This is a genomic window from Blastococcus sp. HT6-30, assembly GCF_039729015.1.
GTDB lineage: Bacteria > Actinomycetota > Actinomycetes > Mycobacteriales > Geodermatophilaceae > Blastococcus.
The window spans coordinates 1989063-2006277 of sequence record NZ_CP155792.1 but is presented as its reverse complement, the minus strand read 5'-3'; the positions used below and the strand labels follow the sequence as shown (position 1 = coordinate 2006277).

Genomic DNA, 17215 nt, shown 5'->3' with positions numbered 1-17215 from the left:
CGTCATGACGTACCGTCGGGCGCGTCCCGGCCAACGACCGCGAGGAGCCAGCCGGTGCGCATCGGAGTACTGACCGGAGGCGGGGACTGCCCCGGTCTCAACGCCGTGATCCGCTCGGTGGTCCGCAGCGCCGGCGCCCACTACGGCAGCGAGGTGGTCGGTTTCCGCGACGGCTGGCGCGGGCTGCTGGAGAACCGGTCGACGCCGCTGGACGTCGCCGCCGTCGACGGGTTGCTGACCCGTGGCGGCACCACCCTGGGCTCGGCCCGCGTGGCGCCGGAGAAGCTGCACGCCGGCATCGACGAGATGATCGGCACCCTCGACGAGCACCGCATCGACGTGCTGATCCCGATCGGCGGCGAGGGCACCCTGACCGCGGCCCACCTGCTGTCGGAGGCGGGCGTGCCGGTGGTGGGCATCCCCAAGACCATCGACAACGACATCGACTGCACCGACCTGACCTTCGGCTTCGACACCGCGGTCAGCATCGCCACCGAGCTGATCGACCGGCTGCACACCACCGCCGAGTCCCACCAGCGGGTGCTGCTGGTCGAGGTGATGGGCCGGCACGCCGGGTGGATCGCGCTGCACGCAGGCCTGGCCGCCGGGGCGCACCTCACCCTGGTGCCCGAGCAGCCCTTCGACGTCGACGAGGTCGTCTCGCTGGTGTGCGAGCGCTTCGGGCGGGGGGATTCCCACGTCATCGGCGTCGTCGCCGAGGGCGCCGAGCCGCTGCCCGGGCAGATGGCCTTCCGGCGGGGCGGCGTCGACGAGTTCGGCCACCGCCGCTTCACCGGGGTCACCCAGCAGCTGGGGGAGGAGCTCGAGCGGCGCACGGGCAAGGAGGTGCGGGCCACCGTGCTGGGCCACGTGCAGCGCGGCGGGACGCCGACCTCCTTCGACCGGGTGCTGGCCACCCGTTTCGGGCTGCACGCGACGATCGCCGCGCACGAGGGACGCACCGGCCAGATGGTCGCCCTGCGCGGAACCGAGATCGAGCTCGTCCCGCTGGCCCGCGCCGTCGCCCGGCTGAAGACGGTGACCCCCGCCCGGCTGGCCGAGACCCGCGCCTTCACCGGCTGACCGCACGTGACCTGGCGCTCACTAGCATGCCGGCGGGCCGCGACGGTGCGGCCGAGGACTTCCCGGAGGCGGCCGTGAGCGACCAGGACCGACGCGTGACCCTCGACGTGGTGGAGGGGGTCGCCCACGTGCGGCTCGACCGGCCGGAGAAGCTCAACGCGCTGGACACCGCCATGTTCGAGTCGCTCGTGGCCGTCGGGACCGAGCTCATGACACGTGCGGACGTCGGCGCGGTGGTGCTCGCCGGGAACGGCCGTGCCTTCTGCGCCGGGCTGGACTTCGCCCAGTTCGCCGCGATGGGCGACGGCCGCCGGTCGGGGGCGGCGGCGCCCCGGGAGCCGCTCGGGGCGGCACGCGCGCTGGCGCAGCAGGCGGTGCACGTGTGGTCCCTCGTACCGGCCCCCGTGATCGCGGCGGTGCACGGCGTGGCGCTGGGCGGAGGGCTGCAGATCGCCCTGGGGGCCGACATCCGGATCGTCGCCCCGGACGCCCGGCTCGCGGTCATGGAGGTCCACTGGGGGCTCGTGCCCGACATGATGGGCACCCAGTTGCTCCCGGAGCTCGTCGGCCGCGACGTCGCCAAGGACCTCGCGCTGACCGGCCGGCAGGTCGACGGCGCGGAGGCGGTGCGCCTCGGCCTGGCCACGCGGTGGGCCGTCGACCCGCTCGAGGCGGCCGGCGCGCTGGCCCGGGAGATCGCCGGGCACAGCCGCTCCGCCACCCGGCACGTCAAGCGCCTGGTCGACCTCGCCGGCCGGGTCGGCCTGGCCGAGGGGCTGCAGGCCGAGCAGGAGGCGATCGGTGGGCTGATCGGCTCTCCGGAGCAGGTAGCGGTGGTGAACCGGCGCCTCCAGAGCACCCGGGGTGCCGGTTCCCCGCGCGGCCAGGCCGGACCGTCCGCGACCTGATCCACGCGGGGGCGCCCCCGCCCGACCCCGCGGTCGAGTAGGTGGGCGGCGGGCCCTACCGTTCCCGTGGACGCCCGGGCCGGGGGCGGGGGACGAGGAGGTCGTGGGCGGAATGCTGGACGCCGTCCCGGCCGACCTGCTGCCCGAGGGCCTGACCCCGGGCATCCTGCTGCTGCTCCTGCTCGCCGCGCTCACGGCCGGGTGGATCGACGCCGTCGTCGGCGGCGGTGGGCTCGTCCAGCTGCCCGCGCTGCTGCTCGTCCCGGGGATGAGCCCGGTGCAGGCGCTGGCCACCAACAAGCTGGCCTCGATCTTCGGCACCACGACCAGCGCGGTCACCTACTACCGCCGGGTCCACCCCGATCTGCGGACGGCCCTGCCCATGGCCGGGATCGCGCTCGTCGGGAGCTTCGCGGGGGCGTCGGTCGCGGCAGCGCTGCCGGCCGCGGTGTTCAAGCCGGTGATCGTCGTGGCGCTGATCGCCATCGCCGCGTTCACCCTGCTGCGCCCATCGCTGGGCGAGGTGACGGCGCTGCGGCACAGCGGGCAGCGGCACCACGTCGTCGCCGGGCTGGTCGGTGCCGTGATCGGGTTCTACGACGGCATCCTCGGCCCGGGGACCGGGTCGTTCCTCGTGTTCGCCATGGTCTCGCTGCTCGGCTACGACTTCCTCAACGCCAGCGCCAAGGCCAAGATCGTCAACGTCGCCACGAACCTGGGGGCGCTGCTGTTCTTCGCCCCGCACGGTGCGGTCTTCTGGGGCCTGGGGCTCGTCCTGGGCGCGGCGAACATGCTCGGCGGCTACGTGGGCTCCCGGACGGCGGCCACCCGGGGGAGCGGTTTCATCCGGGTGGTCTTCCTCGTGGTGGTCACCGCACTGATCGGCCGGGTCGGCTGGGACGTGTGGACGGAGAACGTCCGTCCCCTCCTCGGCTGATCCCCGGCCCTCGGCGACGCCCGCCGATGCGCGACCCCGGAGTAGCTGGCGGCTGACTCCGACGTCTTCCCGAAGGAGCCGACCGGCCCGGGAGGCCCGTCCGGGTCGGAGCCGCGCGGGCTGCCCGACCTCGTCCTCACCCCGCACGTCGGCGGCTCCACCGAGGACGCGCAGCAGGACATCGGCGACTTCGCAGCCGGCAAGCTCGTGGGTACCTGCCAGCCGGGGCCACCGGGTTGTCGGTGCACCTCCCCGAGGGCGTCAGACGAGGACGCGGCACCCGTGCAGGCGGTCGGCGGCCTCGGCGGCGAGCAGCATCCGGCGCGCCGGGCGGTAGCGGCCCTCGCGCAGTGTGCGGGCCCGGTCGGGATCGGTCGCGGCCAGGGCGGCGCTGGCGGCGAGGTCGCGGCTGTTGGCCACCAGCATGACCAGGCGGCCGAGAGGATGGGTGGCCGCCCGCCGGACCAGGCCGGACATGTAGGGCTCGCCGGGCCGCCGGGTGACCGCGTCGACCGCCTCGACGACGACCTCCGGCACACCCAGTCCCCGCAACCGGTCGAGGTCGAAGCGGCGGGCGGGGTCGGGGTGGTCGCGGGTGCACTCGACGATGCCCGAGAGCAGCCCGGCCATCACCGCGTCGGGGCCGTACGGGCGCAGCGCCTCCCCGAGGGGCCGCAGGTGCGCGAGGTAGTGGTCGTGCCCGTGCTCGTCGACCTGCCCGTCGTGCGCGTCGAGCGCGAGCAGGTGCGCGTCGGGAACGGAGAAACCCACGCGGCCGAGGCTAGGCGGCGTTGCGGCCGGATGCGTCGGGCGCGGCCGACGACCGGGTGCCGGGGGACGCCGGGCCGTCCCCCGACCCGAAGGCGAGGAGGCCGGCGAGCGCCCGCCCGGGCTCCGGGCCGCGGACGGCGATCCGGCCGGCCGGCCCGGCGGGCAGCGCCGCCTCGGTGACCTCGCCGCTCCGGAGCGCCGCCGAGAGCCAGACGACGCCTGCCTGGACGTCCCAGCCAGCCGGCGGCGCCGCCTCCGCCCACTCCCCGGCGGCCGGGCGGTGGGGTGCCGCGCGCGGGAGGCCGGCGGCGTTCCAGAGCTCCTCGAGCGATGCCGCGACGTGGGCCCGCCCGGTCGCGGCCGTGAGCAGGTATCCACCGCGCCAGGCCGAGACCCGCATCCGCCGGCCGGCCAGCAACCGGCCGGCCGCCGCCGCACGGGCGGCCCGCTGCGCCGGTCCGGCCCCGGCGAGCAGGTCCTCCGGAGGCGCCGGCCCCGCCGCGCCGCGGCAGCCGCCGCACATCAGGGGTGCCCGGGCCTCACGAACCCGCGCCCGTCCGGGGCCGGCGGCGCAGGAAGTCCCGGGCGATCTCGTCGAACGTCGCCCAGGTGACGCCGTCGTGGGCGTTGATGTGCTCGATGAGCCGCTCGAGCGCCAGGAGCACCTGGGGCCGCCCGGCGACGTCGGGGTGGATGGTCATCGTGTACACGGCGTAGTCCTGCTCGCGGTACACCCAGTCGAACTGGTCCCGCCACGACTGCTCGATGTCCCGGGGGCTGACGAACCCGTGGCTGTTCGGGCTGGACTTGATGAACATCATCGGCGGCAGGTCGTCGAGGTACCAGTTCGCCGGGATCTCGACGAGGTCGGTCTCCTCGCCACGCACCAGGGGCTGCATCCAGGTCTCGGCCGGCTGCGAGTAGTCGATCTTCGTCCAGCTGTCGCCGACGCGCACGTAGTAGGGCTCGAAGTCCCGGTGCATCAGCGAGTGGTCGTAGGTGATGCCGCGCTCGAGCAGCAGCTCGTTGGTCACCGGGCTGAACTCCCACCACGGCGCGACGTAGCCGGTGGGGCGGCGCCCGGTGCGCTGCTCGATGAGCTCGATGCAGCGGTCGAGGACCGCCCGCTCCTGCTCCCGGCTCATCGCGATCGGGTTCTCGTGGCTGTAGCCGTGCACCCCGATCTCGTGCCCCGCCGCGACGCAGGCGTCGAACTGCTCCGGAAAGGTCTCGATGGAGTGGCCCGGCCAGAAGAACGTCTGGGTCAGCCCGTACCGCCGGAACAGCTCGAGGATGCGGGGTACGCCGACCTCCCCGGCGAAGAGGCCGCGGGAGATGTCGTCGGGCGAGTCCTCCCCGCCGTAGGAGCCGAGCCAGCCGGCCACCGCGTCGATGTCGACGCCGAAGGCCACGTAGATCTCCTTGGTCATCCCTGTCGGTTCCTTCCCTGGTGGCCGCGAGCGGCCTCGGACGTGGACGGGTGGATCACCGGGGGAGCCGGTCGACCAGCAGCCGGTGCGGTTCCCGGGGGTCGAGGGAGAGCGCGGCGGCCAGGAGCAGCCGGCCCTGCCAGGGGCTGAGGTCGCCGGCGAACAGGGCCCCGGCGCGGGCCAGGCCGGCGCCGCCACCGGCGTAGAGGGGGGCGACCGGGCCGGACGGCACCCGGGAGCACACGAGCACCGGGATGCCGCGGCCGACGAGCCGGCCGGCCTCCTCCGCGATGCCGGGCGGCACGTTGCCCGCGCCGAAGGCCTCGAGCACGACCCCCTGCGCGCCGGCCGCGGCCGCGGCGCGCAGCAGCGCGGCGTCGGCACCCAGGTAGCAGGCGACGACGTCGACGCGCGGCAGCTCCCGGTCCAGGTCGAGGGGCAGCGGCGTGGGACGCACCGGGCGGGCCAGCGGAACCGGGGTTCCGTCCGCCACCTGCAGCACCGGCCCCCTCCCGGGTGCGGCGAAGGCGGCGCTGCGGAGGGTCTCGACCTTGCGCACGCCGCGGGCGGCGAAGACCAGGCCGTCGAAGCAGAGCAGCACGCCGAGGTCGCGGGCCGCCGGGGAGGCGGCCACGCGGAGGGCGGCGCCCAGGTTGCCCGGGCCGTCGGGGGCGGGGGAGTCGAACGGTCGCTGCGACCCGGTGAACACCACCGGGCGCGGGTCGTCGTGGACGAGGTCGGCCAGGTACGCCGACTCCTCCATCGTGTCGGTGCCGTGCGTGACGACGACACCGTCGACGTCGTCGTCGGTGAGGCAGCGGCGGACCTCTGCGACCAGCCTCCGGAGGTCGGCTGCCGAGAGCGCGTAGCTGCCGACGGTGGTCAGGTCGCGCACCGTGACCTCGACGCCGTCCGGGGACCCTGCCGCGGCGAGCAGCTCGGCCGCCGGGGTGGTGGCCGCGAGCCCGGCGGGGCCGCGGCGGCTGGCGATGGTGCCCCCGGTCGCCAGGAGATGCACCCGTCGCACGCGACCTCCCGGTTCGCCGATGCGCCGGGCCCGGCCCGACGCGGGGTACCGCCACCGGCCTCAAGGTCACCACGGGCGGGACGTGCGCGCACGTCGGGCGGTGCGCACCGGGGGAGTCGCTGCCAGAGTGGGGCCGGTGACCCGGATGCCGATCAGCCGCTTTCCGCTCCGCCCGGCCACCGAGCTGCCGGCCGACCTCGCCGAGCGCTACGCGGAGGTCGAGGAGCGGTCGGGCTTCCTGCCCAACGTCTTCGCCGCGCTGGCGTGGCGGCCGGACGAGGCCCGTGCGTTCTTCGCGATGCACGACGCCCTGATGGACAAGGACACCCCGGGGTTGTCCAAGGCCGACCGGGAGCTGATCGTGGTGGCGACCAGCGCCGGCAACGACTGCCTGTACTGCGTCGTCGCGCACGGGGCCGTCGCGCGCGTCCGCACGCGGGACCCGCACATCGCCGACCACGTCGCCGTGGACTGGCGCAAGGCGCCGCTGCCGCCCCGGATGCACGCGGTGCTCGCGGTCGCGACCCGGCTGGCCGCCGACCCGGCCGCCGTCACCGCGGAAGACCTGGCGGGTCTGTCCGAGCACGGCCTCACCGAGGACGACGTCTGGGACGTCGGCATGATCACCTCGTTCTTCGCCCTGTCGAACCGGCTGGCGCACTTCGCGGCGATCACCCCCAACCCCGAGTTCTTCCTGATGGGGCGGCTGCCCCGGCCCGCCGCACCTCCCGAGGGCGCCGGCCCCGGGTGATGCCCGCGACGGTCCGGCCCGTGACGACGACCACCGTCCTCGCCGACGACCTCGGCTTCCCGGAGGCCCCCCGCTGGCACGACGGGCAGCTGAGGTTCTCCGACTTCCACGACCGCGTGGTGCGCCGGCTCGCGCCGGACGGCGAGCTGTCCGTGGCCCTGGAGCAGGACGACAGCCCGTCGGGGCTCGGCTGGCTGCCCGGCGGCGACCTGCTGGTGGTCTCGATGGTGCAGCGGGTGGTGGACGGGAGACCGCGGCTGCACGCCGACCTCTCCGGCGTCACCCGCTTCCGGGCCAACGACCTGGTGGTCGACGCCGCCGGACGGGCCTGGGTGAGCAGCTTCGGCTCCGACCTCGAAGCCGGTGCCGAGCCGGAGCCCACGGTCCTGGTGCGCGTCGACCCCGACGGCTCGGTGTCCGGAGCCGCCGAGGGCGTCGTCTTCCCCACGGGATGGTGCTGACCCCGGACGGCCGCACGCTGGTGCTCGCCGAGACCTACGCGGCCGGGCTGACCGCCTTCGACGTCGCCGCGGACGGCTCGCTGTCGGGCCGGCGGGTCTTCGCCGAGCTGCCCGGGATCGCCCCCGGCGGGATCTGCCTCGACGCCGAGGGCCAGGTGTGGGTGGCCACCGCCCGCTCGCCCGAGGTGCTGCGCGTCCGGGACGGGGGTGAGGTGACCGGCCGGGTGGCGGTGGGCAGCGGGTCGCTGTCCTACGCCTGCGCGCTCGGTGGCGACGACGGGCGCACCCTCTTCGTCTGCCCGGCCCCGAGCTGGCGCCCGGGTCCGCGCGCCGGCCGGATCGAGACCGCCCGGGTGGACGTCGGGGCGGCCTGAGCCCGCGGGCCGTCAGCTCAGGTCGACGACGATCTTGTACTGGCCGGGCCGGGGCTGGATCGCCGCGGCGAAGGCGGCCTGGACGTCGTCCACGGGATGGACGTCGGTCACGTATGCCTCGCGCAGTGCGGGGTGCCCGGCGAGGTAGCTCCCGGCATCGGTGAGCACCCGGCGTCGCTCCAGCGTGGCCCCGGCCCGCAGGGTCAGGTTCTTCCGCAGGAACGTGAGCATGTCCAGCGGGTACACCTGGTCGTCGGGGATGCCGAAGTACAGCACCTGCCCGCCCCGGGCCACGGCCTGCAGGCAGTCGGTCAGGGTCGTCACCTGGTGACCGACCGCCTCGACGACGAGAAAGGGACGGTCCTCCTCGCCGAGGGTCGCCGCCCACAGGTTCGCGCTGGCGGTGACGGTCTCGTCCACCCCGAAGGTCCCCGCGGCGGCGCTGCGGTCGACCCGGTCCACCCCGACGACGTGCCGGGCGCCCCGCTGCTTGAGCACGTGGCTGAACAGCAGCCCGATGGGTCCCTGGCCGATGACCGCCACCGTCCGGCCCCGCACGTCGCCGAGCTGCTCGACGGCGTACAGCACGCAGGCCAGCGGCTGCAGCATGACCGCCGTGGTGGGCGCCATCCCGGTGTCGTAGCCGGCCAGCCCTTCACCGTCGGTCACCACCAGCTCGGCCAGCCCGTCGAACGCCGACGCCCAGCCGACGACCCGGTCGCCCGCCGCGTGGGCCGGGTGCCGGCTGGCGAAGACCTCGCCGACCACCTCGTGCATCGGGAACCCGGGGGCCGGCGTCGTCGCGCTCCCCGGGTTGGCGGCGTGCAGGAACGGCGCGCCCTTGAAGAAGGGCAGGTCGCTGCCGCAGATGCCGCCCGCCTTCGGGGCGAGGAGCACCTGGCCCTCGGCCAGCCCGTCGGCGCGTGGCGCGCCGACCTCGACCCGCTCGAAGGTGAAGGGTCCGCTCAGTCGCTGGGCCCACATGAGCGTCGTCTCCTGTCTCGTCGGTGCCGGCGGGTGCCGGGTCAGGCCGGTTCGGGCACGCTGCCGGGATCGCCGCCGGGATCGTCCGGGGTGGGCTCGATGGGCGGGGGCGGGAGCGTGTCCGGGGTGTCGGGGAGCAGCTCGCCGGGATCGTCGGGGACCGGCTGGTCCGGATCGATCTGCGGGTCGGGCTCCGGCAGTGGTTCGACCATCCGGGAAGTCAACCAGCGCGCGGCCCGCGGCGCAGCGCCTCGTCCTCCGGCCGACGGCGCGGCCACGGGTTGGCACGATGGCCCCATGTCGTCGACAGGAGTGCCCGGTGGGCGGGGCGGCACGGCGTTCGTCCTCGGGGGTGGCGGAGTGCTCGGCGCGGCCGAGGTCGGGATGCTGCGGGCCCTGGTCGAGCGCGGGATCCGGCCGGACCTGGTCGTCGGCACGTCCGTGGGGGCGATCAACGGTGCGCTGGTCGCCGCCGACCCGACGCCTGCCGGGGTGGACCGGCTGCGCGGGGTCTGGACCGACCTCACCTCGCGGGGCGTGTTCGCCGGATCGATGCTCTCCCGTGTCGGCACCCTGGTGCGCACGCGGACGCACGTCCACCCGCGCGAGCCCCTGCGCGACCTGCTCACCGAGTACCTGCCGGTGCGCACCTTCGGCGAGCTGCCGGTCCCGTTCCAGTGCGTGGCCGCCAGCATCGAGCGGGCCGCCGAGCACTGGTTCACCGACGGCGCGCTGGTCGACGCGGTCCTCGCCTCCTGCGCGGTGCCCGGGCTGCTGCCCCCGGTGGCGCTCGACGGCGAGCACTTCCTCGACGGGGGCCTGGTGCACAGCATCCCGGTCGGCCGGGCGGTCGCCCTGGGGGCCCACACGATCTACGTGCTGCACGTCGGGCGGATCGACCGCCCGCTGCGCGCGCCGACGAGGCCGTGGGAGGTCGCGCTGGTCGCCTTCGAGATCGCCCGGCGGCACCGCTTCGCCGCCGACCTGGCCGCCCTGCCCGACGGCGTGACCGTGCACGTGCTCCCCTCCGGCGAGCAGGCTCCGCCGTCGGCCGGCGACCTGCGGAGCCTGCGCTACCGCGACTTCTCCGGCGTCACCGACCGGATCGACCGCGCCCACGCCGCCGCGGGCGAGCACCTGGACCGGTCCGGCCGGGCCGAGAGCGGGGTGTGAGGTGCTGCCACCCCGTCGCGTGCGCCGGCTGACCGGACCGCTGCTGATCGGTGCGCTGGTAACCGCGGTCGCGCTGCTGCCCGTGCTCGTGCTCGTGGCGGCCGTCGTCTCCGCGTGGCTGCCCGGTCGCTGGCAGGCGCTGCGGCTGCTCTCCTTCGCGCTGGTGTACCTGGCGCTGCAGGTGGCGGGACTGGTGGCCGCCGGGGGCCTGTGGGTGCTCGCCGGCTTCGGCCGCCGGGCGCACACCGCGGCGTACCGGTCGGCCCACTACACGGTGCTGCGGCTGCTGCTCGAGGTGCTGATGCGCGCGGCGCGGCGGCTGTTCGCGCTGCGGCTGGTCACCGACGGCGAGTCCTGGTCGCCGCTGGACGACGGCCGGCCCGGCTCGACCAACGCGATGGTGGTGCTGTCCCGGCACGCGGGGCCCGGTGACTCGTTCCTGCTCGTCCACACGCTCATGGACCGCGATCACCTGCGCCGGCCGCGGATCGTGCTCAAGGACGTGCTGCAGCTGGACCCGCTGCTCGACGTCTACCTCAACCGGCTGCCCAACCACTTCGTGACGGCGGGGCCCGGGACCGGCTCGGTGGAGGCGATCGGCGACCTGGCCCGCGACCTGGGCGAGGAGGACGCCCTGCTGATCTTCCCCGAGGGGGCGAACGCCACCCCGGGCCGCCGGGTTCGGGCGATCCAGCGGCTGCGCGATCGGGGGCTGCAGCAGGCGGTGCGCCAGGCGGAGGCGATGCAGCACCTCCTGCCCCCGCGCCCGGCCGGGGTGGCCGCGGCGCTGCGGGCGGCTCCGCACGCCGACGTCGTCTTCGTCGCGCACACCGGCCTGGAGCACCTGAGCACCATGCGGGACGTCTGGCGCCACCTCCCGGTGGACAAGACCCTGCACCTGCGCTGGTGGTTCGTCCCCGCCGCGGAGGTGCCGCGCGGCGAGGACGAGCGGACCGAGTGGCTCTACTCCTGGTGGCAGACCATCGACGAGTGGATCGAGGCCACGCAGCGGCGGGAGGACGAGCGGTCGCCGGGAGCGGATCGTGGCCGGCGCCGCCGGCCCGCCCTCGGGCGCCGGCGCCGCGCGTGACGGCGTGCCGTGCGCCGTCGGCTTGCCTCCCGGGCGGGGACGGCGCAACCTCGACGGTATGACCGGCGGCGGCACCAGCTTCGGCACGGTGGTCCGGTGGGACGACGAACGCGGCGGTGCGCTCATCGAGGTCCCGGACCTGCCGGGCGGGTGCTGGGCGGACGGATCCGTGGTCGAGCCCGGCACGTCGACGCCGGGTGAGCTCCGGGCCGGCCAGGTCGTCGAGGTCGAGTGGACGCAGCCGGGAGCGGAGGGGCTGCCCTACCGCGCGCTGCGGGTGGCACCGCGCGGGGACCTGCAGCAGACCGTCGGCGGCTGACCGACGGCTCCGGCTGCCCCGCGGTGCCAGGGAGATCAGGCCGGCGACGCCGGGGCGGGGCCGGCGGACCGGCCGAACAGCGTGGCGAGCGCTGCGTCCGAGGCGGCCAGGGCGCCCCGGTCGAAGGTGCTGCTGCTCGCGACCAGCTCGGCCGCCCCGGTGCGCTCCAGCAGCTCGGCCAGTCGCGCCTCCACGTGGGCCGGAGTGCCGGCGATCGCGGCCGCGGCGGTCTGCTCCAGGTACTGCTGCTGGCGCGGGGTGCGGTCGGCGGCCCGGACGGCGGCCACCGGCTCCAGCGCCGGGAAGCTCCCGGTGGTGCGCGCCCGGGCCATCGCCCACGCCTCGGGCAGCAGCAGGTCGGCGGCCTCGGCGGCGGTGTCGGCCACCAGCACGTCCAGGCTGACCGCCACCCGTGGCTCCGGCTGCTGCGCCGACGGGCGGAACGCGCGCCGGTAGCCGGCCAGGGCCGCGAGCCCCGGCTCGGGATCGCCGGCCACGCCCAGCAGCGGGCCGCCGACGACGACCGGCAACCCGAGCTGCGCCGCGACCTCCAGGCCGCGCCCGGTGGCGAGCACGTGCATCGGCACCGGACCGGCGGGCCGGGGGTGCACGGTGATCTCCGCCGTTCCGGTGAGGAAACCGCGCAGCTCGGCGAGGTCGGCGGCGAAGTCCCGCTCGCCCTCCCGCAGCGCCTGGCGCACCGGCGGGGTGAAACCGGGGGAGCGGCCCAGCCCCAGGGCCACCCGGCCGGGCGCGAACGCCGACAGCGTGACGAACTGCTCGGCCACCACGAGCGGTTGGTGGTGCGGCAGCATCACGCCGGCCGAGCCCAGCCCGATGACCGTCGTCCGGCCGGCCACGGCCGCCAGCAGCACCGCCGGGGCGGCGCCCGCGATGCCGGGCACGCCATGGTGCTCGGCCACCCAGAACCGGTCGAACCCCAGCCGCTCGGCGTGCACGGCGCGGGCGACGGAGCCGGTCAGCGCCGCGGTGTCGGGTTCGCCGGCCCGGGTGCGGGACCGGTCCAGCAGGGAGAGCCGCGCGTCGATCACGGCAGCTGCAGCGCGGGGCGGCCGGGGACTGTTCCGCACGCGGTACGGGGGAGCCCCGGCAGGCACCGCCCGTCACGCCGGGCCGGCAGGGGCTAGCATCGTGGCGTACCGACCCCGGGGCGATCCCTCGCCCGTGCGGCGACGTCGTCCCAGATCAGCCGGCGCCCCGGTCCTCGACCGGTGGCCGGAGCCGCCCGCCACGGGGAGGCTGCCGAACCGTGCGGCGCCGGACCGCCGCCGGTCCGTGCGTCCGGGCTCGAAGTCCCGGAGCGGCACGGAGCGCTCCGCCGGGACGTCGGCCGCCCGACCGCGGGTCCGGGCGGCACACCGCTGCGGCAACACTGCCGGGCGTCGCGAAGGAGGAGCACGTGGCTCGACGAGGCCAGTCCCGGGCGGGCACTCGCCGTACCGCTCCGCGGAGCCAGCGACGCGTCCGGGACGGTGGCGTCATCGGCGTGCTCGCCCGCACCGTGCGCGAGGTCGAGGCCGCCGCCCAGCGCGGCCGCGTGACGCCCGCCGTGCGGACGAAGTTCCAGGCCGTCGCCCTCCTGCTGCGCGAGGAGCGCGCCCGCGTCCGGGAGGAGACGACCGGCAGCGAGGCGCACCGGGCCGAGCAGCTCAAGCGCCTGGACGGCGTCGCCACGATCCTGGCCACGACCGCCGTCCAGGACGCGGGGCTGCTGGGGCTGCTGGCCGAGGACGCCGTCGCCTCCGACGCGGCCCGGGCGTTGCGCCGCGAGCTGCTGAGGGACGCCGGGATCGAGGCCGCCCCCGAGGAGGCCCCGCCGGCGGAGCCGGCGACTGTCCCCGTCGTGCCCGAGCGCCGCGTGGTGCCGCAGTCGGTGGTCTCCCGGCAGCTGGCCAACCCCTTCCTCGCGCCCGACTTCTCCGCGGCGCCCCCGCGCGTGTCCCGGCCGCGCCGCCTGGCGGGCTGGGAGCTGCTCGACCCGCTGCTGAGCTCCTTCGAGCGCGCCGGCAGCGGCGAGCCGGCGTGCATGCCGCTGCCGACGCCGTCGTGGCTGCCGGTGCCCAAGGGCCTGGAGCTGATGCCGCACCAGGCGCAGCTGGTCGCCGCGGCCGCCGCCGGTCACCGGACCTTCCTGCTCGCCGACGAGCCCGGCCTGGGCAAGACGGCGCAGGCCCTGCTCGCCGCCGAGGCGGCCGACGCCTACCCGCTGCTCGTGGTCGTTCCCAGCGTCGTCAAGACCAACTGGGCCCGGGAGGCCGGGCTCTGGACCCCGCACCGCCCCGCCACCGTGATCCAGGGCGACGGCGAGACGATCGACGGCTTCGCCGACATCGTCGTCGTCAACTACGAGGTGCTCGACCGCCACGTCGGCTGGATCGGCGACTTCGGGTTCCGCGGGATGGTGGTCGACGAGGCGCACTTCATCAAGAACAAGTCCTCGCAGCGGTCGCGCAACGTCCTCGACCTCTCCGAGCGGATCCGGTCCCGCACCGTGCGCCCGCTGCTCATGGCCCTCACCGGCACGCCGCTGATCAACGACATCGAGGACTTCCGCGCCATCTGGCAGTTCCTCGGCTGGATCGACGACAGCAAGCCGCTGGGCGAGCTGATGGACGCCCTCGAGGACACCGGGCTGACCCCCGCGGACTTCGGCTTCTACGCCGCCGCCCGCCGGTGCGTGATCGACCTCGGCATCGTCCGCCGCCGCAAGGTGGACGTGGCGGCGGACATCCCGGCCCGGCGGATCGCCGACCTCCCCGTCGAGCTGGACGCGGCGGCGGGGCGGTCGATCCGGGCGGCGGAGCGGGATCTCGCGCGCCGGCTGGTGAAGCGGTACGAGGGCGCGCTCGCGGCCCGCGAGTCCGCCGACGTCGTCGAGGAGATCGACGCCGAGCTGGTGCGCAAGGTGGCCCGGTGGGAGCTCAAGGAGGCGACCACGTCGACGGCCGGCGAGAACGTGTTCGGCATGATGCGCCGCATCGGGCGCGCCAAGGCCGGCCTCGCCGCGGACTACGCCGCCCAGCTGGCCCGCAGCGCCGGCAAGGTGGTGTTCTTCGCCAAGCACGTGGACGTCATGGACGCTGCGGAGGAGACCTTCACCCGGCAGGGCGTCCGGTTCTCCTCGATCCGGGGCGACCAGACGCCGTCGTCGCGGCAGAAGAACATCGACGCCTTCGTCAACGACCCGGACGTCGCCGTCGCGGTGTGCTCGCTGACGGCGGCCGGCGTGGGGCTCAACCTGCAGGTGGCCTCCAACCTGGTGCTGGCCGAGCTGTCCTGGACCGACGCCGAGCAGACCCAGGCGATCGACCGCAGCCACCGCATCGGGCAGACCGAGCCGGTCACCGCCTGGCGGATCATCGCCGCGCAGACGATGGACGCCCGGATCGCCGAGCTGATCGACAGCAAGGCGGGGCTCGCCGCCCGGGCGCTCGACGGGTCCGACCAGGAGGTCTCGTCGTCGGCGGACGTGCAGCTGGAGGCGCTCGTCGCCCTGCTGACCGACGCCCTCTCCTCGCGGTAGCGACTCGGGCACCCGGCATCTCGGCGGGAGCTGACGACTCGATCGCCAGGTCGACCAGCCGGTGCCGGAGCCGGCTCCGGGTGGCCCGCATCGGATCGGTCCACGGTGCGGGCTTTCACCACCGGACGGACGGGTAGCGCTACCCACACAGTCCAGCACGGATCCCGCACGAGGAGGCGTCAACGATGACCACCAAGGCAGAGAAGTCGATCCAGGTCGACGTACCGGTGTCCACCGCCTACAACCAGTGGACCCAGTTCGAGGACTTCCCCCATTTCATGGGCGGGGTCAAGGAGGTCCGGCAGCACGGCGACAAGCGGCTGCACTGGGTGGCCGAGATCGCCGGCGTCCGTCGGGAGTGGGACGCCACGATCATCGAGCAGATCCCCGACCAGAAGATCGCCTGGGCCGCGACGGAGGGCGCGACCAACGCCGGGGCCGTCCGGTTCCATCCGGCGGGCGCCGGGTCCACGCTGGTGCACCTGTCACTCGAGTACGAGCCGGAGGGGCTGGTCGAGAAGGTCGGTGACAAGCTCGGCGTCGTCGAGCGTCAGGTCGACGCCGATCTCCAGCGGTTCAAGGCCCTCGTCGAGAGCCCGGGGTACGCCACCGGCGGGTGGCGCGGAACGATCAACCCGGGCCAGGACGTCGGCACGCCCGGGGCCAACGCCGCCTTCTCGTCGCGGGGGGACAGCGGTAAGGCCGGCGTCTCCGGTAAGGCCGTCGCCGCCGGAGCCGCCGTGGCCGGAGCGGCGGCCGCGGCCGCGGGGGCCGTCGCCGCCGGGTCCTCGAGCGGTCAGGAGAGCGAGAGCCCGCAGCAGCGGGGGAGCCGGCCGGAGGAGGACGTCGCCGTCGTCCCGCAGCCGCCGGCGGACGTGGTGCGGGACGAGGTGGTGGTGGACGAGTCGAACCCGGCCGGCTACACCACCCGGACCTCCAGCGAAGGTGTCGAGCGTGGCGGAGTCGAGCCCGGCGACGACCCGATGATCGGCGGCGGCTCCCGCTGAGCGGCCCGGCCGGGGGGAGGCGGTTCTCCCGTCCCCCACCGGCCGCGCCCCGGCCTCCGCCGCCCCTGACGCGGGCGCTGGAACCGGACCGCGGTCGCGCTCGCTGCACCGTCAGCGCAGGATCGTCCCGGCCGCACCGACGGGGTGCGGAGTCGTGGAGGGTGGTCCGGATGGCGATCAGCGAAGCGGAGCTGCGGCAGCGGTGGGCGCAGGGGGAGCCGTGCCAGGGCGTGTGGAACATGCTGCCCGGACCGGTGACCGGCGAGGTGCTGGCGCGGACCGGCGCCGACTTCGTCGTGGTCGACCTGCAGCACGGGGCCACGACCGAGGCCGGGCTGCCGGGCGCGGCGGCGGCGATCGCGGCCGCGGGCTCGGTGCCGCTGGTCCGCACGCGGAGCCCGCTGTTCCCCGACATCGGCCGGCCGCTGGACCTGGGTGCCCGCGGCGTCATCGTGCCCAACGTCCGCGACGCCGACCACGCCCGCGAGGTCATCGCCGCCTGCCGGTACGCGCCGGCCGGCGGGCGGTCCATCGGCCGGCTGTCCGGCGGTGCCGAGGAGCCGCTGGTGATCGTGATGGTGGAGGCGGCGTCCATGCTCGCCGATCTCGACGCGGTCCTCGCCCTGGAGGGCCTGGACGGGGTGTACGTCGGCCCGGCCGATCTCGCGTTGTCCCTGGAGCTGACCGGGGACGACCACCGGGCCGAGCTCCGCGACGTCCTGTCGTCCGTCATCGGCCGGGCGCGGGCCGCCGGGGTGCCCGTGGGGGTCCACGCCCGCAGCGGCGAGGCCGCGGCCGGTTACGCCGCCGAGGGCGCCACGATCGTCACGGTGGCCGTCGACGCCGTCTCCCTCGGCGAGGCCACGGCGCACCACCTCGCGGTCGCGCGGGGCCGGTCCACCGGATGACCGCCCCCGGCCCAGGGACCGGCGGGGACCGGACGGAGTACCACGATCGGGTCACGTTGCGAGCGGCGCCGTGTAGCCCGCCGCGGATCGGGCACCCATGGCGCCGTGATGTACCGCGCCGCAGCCGCCCTGCCGTTCGACGACCGGGACCGGGTGACCGCCGGACTCCGTGGCCAGCTCCGGGTGATGGCCGCCGCCGCAGGTGCGGATCCGGACTGGTCGACCCTGCGGGTGGAGGGACCGGTCCGGGTCGGCAAGTACCGCGGCGTGGGGCTGTCGGAGTGGAGCGCGACGGTCGTCGTCTCCGGCGACGGCGCCGCCCTCGACGACCGGTTGCTCGACCTCCTGCTCCCGGCCACCCCGCGGCCGGCCGGCGCGTCCGCCGAGGAGACCGCACCGCTGGTGCAGCGCTGAGCGCACCGGCGGGACGACGGGCCGGCGACCTCCG

The 17215-nt window shown here is 75.7% G+C and carries 20 protein-coding genes; 13 read left to right on the top strand and 7 right to left on the bottom strand.

The genetic code is table 11. From position 1 onward, the window contains the following. Nucleotides 1-54: 54 nt before the first annotated feature. The 3 genes from ABC795_RS09685 (at nucleotide 55) to ABC795_RS09675 (ending at nucleotide 2928) form a co-directional block, all read left to right on the top strand. Nucleotides 55-1083: an ATP-dependent 6-phosphofructokinase gene (locus ABC795_RS09685; protein ID WP_347056967.1), complete on the top strand. Its 1029-nt coding sequence runs from the start codon at nucleotides 55-57 to the stop codon at nucleotides 1081-1083. A gap of 74 nt (nucleotides 1084-1157) precedes the next feature. Beyond that, entirely contained in the window at nucleotides 1158-1991 is an 834-nt protein-coding gene (locus tag ABC795_RS09680; protein WP_347056966.1) for a crotonase/enoyl-CoA hydratase family protein, read from the top strand. Nucleotides 1992-2103: 112 nt separating this feature from the next. Then, a complete protein-coding gene (locus ABC795_RS09675; protein WP_347060707.1) occupies nucleotides 2104-2928 on the top strand; it encodes a TSUP family transporter in 825 nt (274 codons plus the stop codon). Nucleotides 2929-3189: 261 nt separating this feature from the next. Here ABC795_RS09675 and ABC795_RS09670 read toward each other — a convergent pair whose 3' ends face one another. From ABC795_RS09670 to ABC795_RS09655, 4 genes are read right to left on the bottom strand one after another with little or no spacing between them, the layout of a single operon-like run. Continuing rightward, nucleotides 3190-3699 (bottom strand): phosphohydrolase, encoded by a 510-nt coding sequence (locus ABC795_RS09670; RefSeq protein WP_347056965.1) that lies wholly within the window; start codon nucleotides 3697-3699, stop codon nucleotides 3190-3192. Between the two features lie 10 nt (nucleotides 3700-3709). Beyond that, entirely contained in the window at nucleotides 3710-4222 is a 513-nt protein-coding gene (locus tag ABC795_RS09665) for a hypothetical protein (protein WP_347056964.1), read from the bottom strand. Between the two features lie 16 nt (nucleotides 4223-4238). Beyond that, the gene (locus tag ABC795_RS09660; protein ID WP_347056963.1) at nucleotides 4239-5129 is read right to left on the bottom strand and encodes a polysaccharide deacetylase; all 891 of its coding nucleotides are present in this window, start codon (nucleotides 5127-5129) and stop codon (nucleotides 4239-4241) included. Between the two features lie 55 nt (nucleotides 5130-5184). Next, the gene (locus tag ABC795_RS09655) at nucleotides 5185-6156 is read right to left on the bottom strand and encodes an asparaginase (RefSeq protein ID WP_347056962.1); all 972 of its coding nucleotides are present in this window, start codon (nucleotides 6154-6156) and stop codon (nucleotides 5185-5187) included. A gap of 145 nt (nucleotides 6157-6301) precedes the next feature. Here ABC795_RS09655 and ABC795_RS09650 point away from each other — a divergent pair, with 145 nt between their 5' ends. The 3 genes from ABC795_RS09650 to ABC795_RS09640 are packed head-to-tail and all read left to right on the top strand — an operon-like array spanning nucleotide 6302 to nucleotide 7742. Further along, complete coding sequence (locus ABC795_RS09650; RefSeq protein ID WP_347060706.1) at nucleotides 6302-6907, top strand: peroxidase-related enzyme; 606 nt, start codon at nucleotides 6302-6304, stop codon at nucleotides 6905-6907. Between the two features lie 20 nt (nucleotides 6908-6927). Beyond that, the gene (locus tag ABC795_RS09645) at nucleotides 6928-7368 is read left to right on the top strand and encodes an SMP-30/gluconolactonase/LRE family protein (protein ID WP_347056961.1); all 441 of its coding nucleotides are present in this window, start codon (nucleotides 6928-6930) and stop codon (nucleotides 7366-7368) included. Further along, nucleotides 7359-7742: an SMP-30/gluconolactonase/LRE family protein gene (locus tag ABC795_RS09640; RefSeq protein WP_347056960.1), complete on the top strand. Its 384-nt coding sequence runs from the start codon at nucleotides 7359-7361 to the stop codon at nucleotides 7740-7742. Before ABC795_RS09645 ends, ABC795_RS09640 begins: the two co-directional genes overlap by 10 nt. A 12-nt stretch (nucleotides 7743-7754) precedes the next feature. Here ABC795_RS09640 and ABC795_RS09635 read toward each other — a convergent pair whose 3' ends face one another. Then, nucleotides 7755-8726 (bottom strand): zinc-binding dehydrogenase, encoded by a 972-nt coding sequence (locus tag ABC795_RS09635; RefSeq protein WP_347056959.1) that lies wholly within the window; start codon nucleotides 8724-8726, stop codon nucleotides 7755-7757. A 41-nt stretch (nucleotides 8727-8767) separates the two neighbouring features. Then, on the bottom strand, nucleotides 8768-8938 hold the full coding sequence (locus tag ABC795_RS09630) for a hypothetical protein (protein ID WP_347056958.1): 171 nt from the start codon (nucleotides 8936-8938) through the stop codon (nucleotides 8768-8770). An 85-nt stretch (nucleotides 8939-9023) separates the two neighbouring features. On the opposite strand from ABC795_RS09630, the gene ABC795_RS09625 reads away from it, so the two are divergent. The 3 genes from ABC795_RS09625 to ABC795_RS09615 are packed head-to-tail and all read left to right on the top strand — an operon-like array spanning nucleotide 9024 to nucleotide 11308. Continuing rightward, complete coding sequence (locus tag ABC795_RS09625) at nucleotides 9024-9899, top strand: patatin-like phospholipase family protein (protein WP_347056957.1); 876 nt, start codon at nucleotides 9024-9026, stop codon at nucleotides 9897-9899. A gap of 1 nt (nucleotide 9900) precedes the next feature. Continuing rightward, nucleotides 9901-10989, top strand: coding sequence for a 1-acyl-sn-glycerol-3-phosphate acyltransferase (locus tag ABC795_RS09620; RefSeq protein WP_347056956.1), 1089 nt, complete (start codon nucleotides 9901-9903; stop codon nucleotides 10987-10989). A gap of 58 nt (nucleotides 10990-11047) precedes the next feature. Further along, complete coding sequence (locus tag ABC795_RS09615; RefSeq protein ID WP_347056955.1) at nucleotides 11048-11308, top strand: hypothetical protein; 261 nt, start codon at nucleotides 11048-11050, stop codon at nucleotides 11306-11308. Nucleotides 11309-11343: 35 nt separating this feature from the next. Here the strand turns inward: ABC795_RS09615 and ABC795_RS09610 are convergent, their stop codons facing one another. Beyond that, on the bottom strand, nucleotides 11344-12360 hold the full coding sequence (locus ABC795_RS09610; RefSeq protein WP_347056954.1) for an MsnO8 family LLM class oxidoreductase: 1017 nt from the start codon (nucleotides 12358-12360) through the stop codon (nucleotides 11344-11346). A gap of 455 nt (nucleotides 12361-12815) precedes the next feature. Between ABC795_RS09610 and ABC795_RS09605 the strand changes: the two genes are divergently transcribed. The 4 genes from ABC795_RS09605 to ABC795_RS09590 all read left to right on the top strand — a co-directional run bounded on the left by ABC795_RS09605 (nucleotide 12816) and on the right by ABC795_RS09590 (nucleotide 17181). Further along, nucleotides 12816-14852 (top strand): DEAD/DEAH box helicase, encoded by a 2037-nt coding sequence (locus ABC795_RS09605; protein ID WP_347056953.1) that lies wholly within the window; start codon nucleotides 12816-12818, stop codon nucleotides 14850-14852. 185 nt (nucleotides 14853-15037) lie between these two features. After that, nucleotides 15038-15859: an SRPBCC family protein gene (locus tag ABC795_RS09600; protein ID WP_347056952.1), complete on the top strand. Its 822-nt coding sequence runs from the start codon at nucleotides 15038-15040 to the stop codon at nucleotides 15857-15859. 170 nt (nucleotides 15860-16029) lie between these two features. After that, a complete protein-coding gene (locus ABC795_RS09595; RefSeq protein WP_347056951.1) occupies nucleotides 16030-16767 on the top strand; it encodes an aldolase/citrate lyase family protein in 738 nt (245 codons plus the stop codon). A gap of 108 nt (nucleotides 16768-16875) precedes the next feature. Next, a complete protein-coding gene (locus tag ABC795_RS09590) occupies nucleotides 16876-17181 on the top strand; it encodes a hypothetical protein (RefSeq protein ID WP_347056950.1) in 306 nt (101 codons plus the stop codon). The last annotated feature ends 34 nt before the right edge of the window (nucleotides 17182-17215 follow it).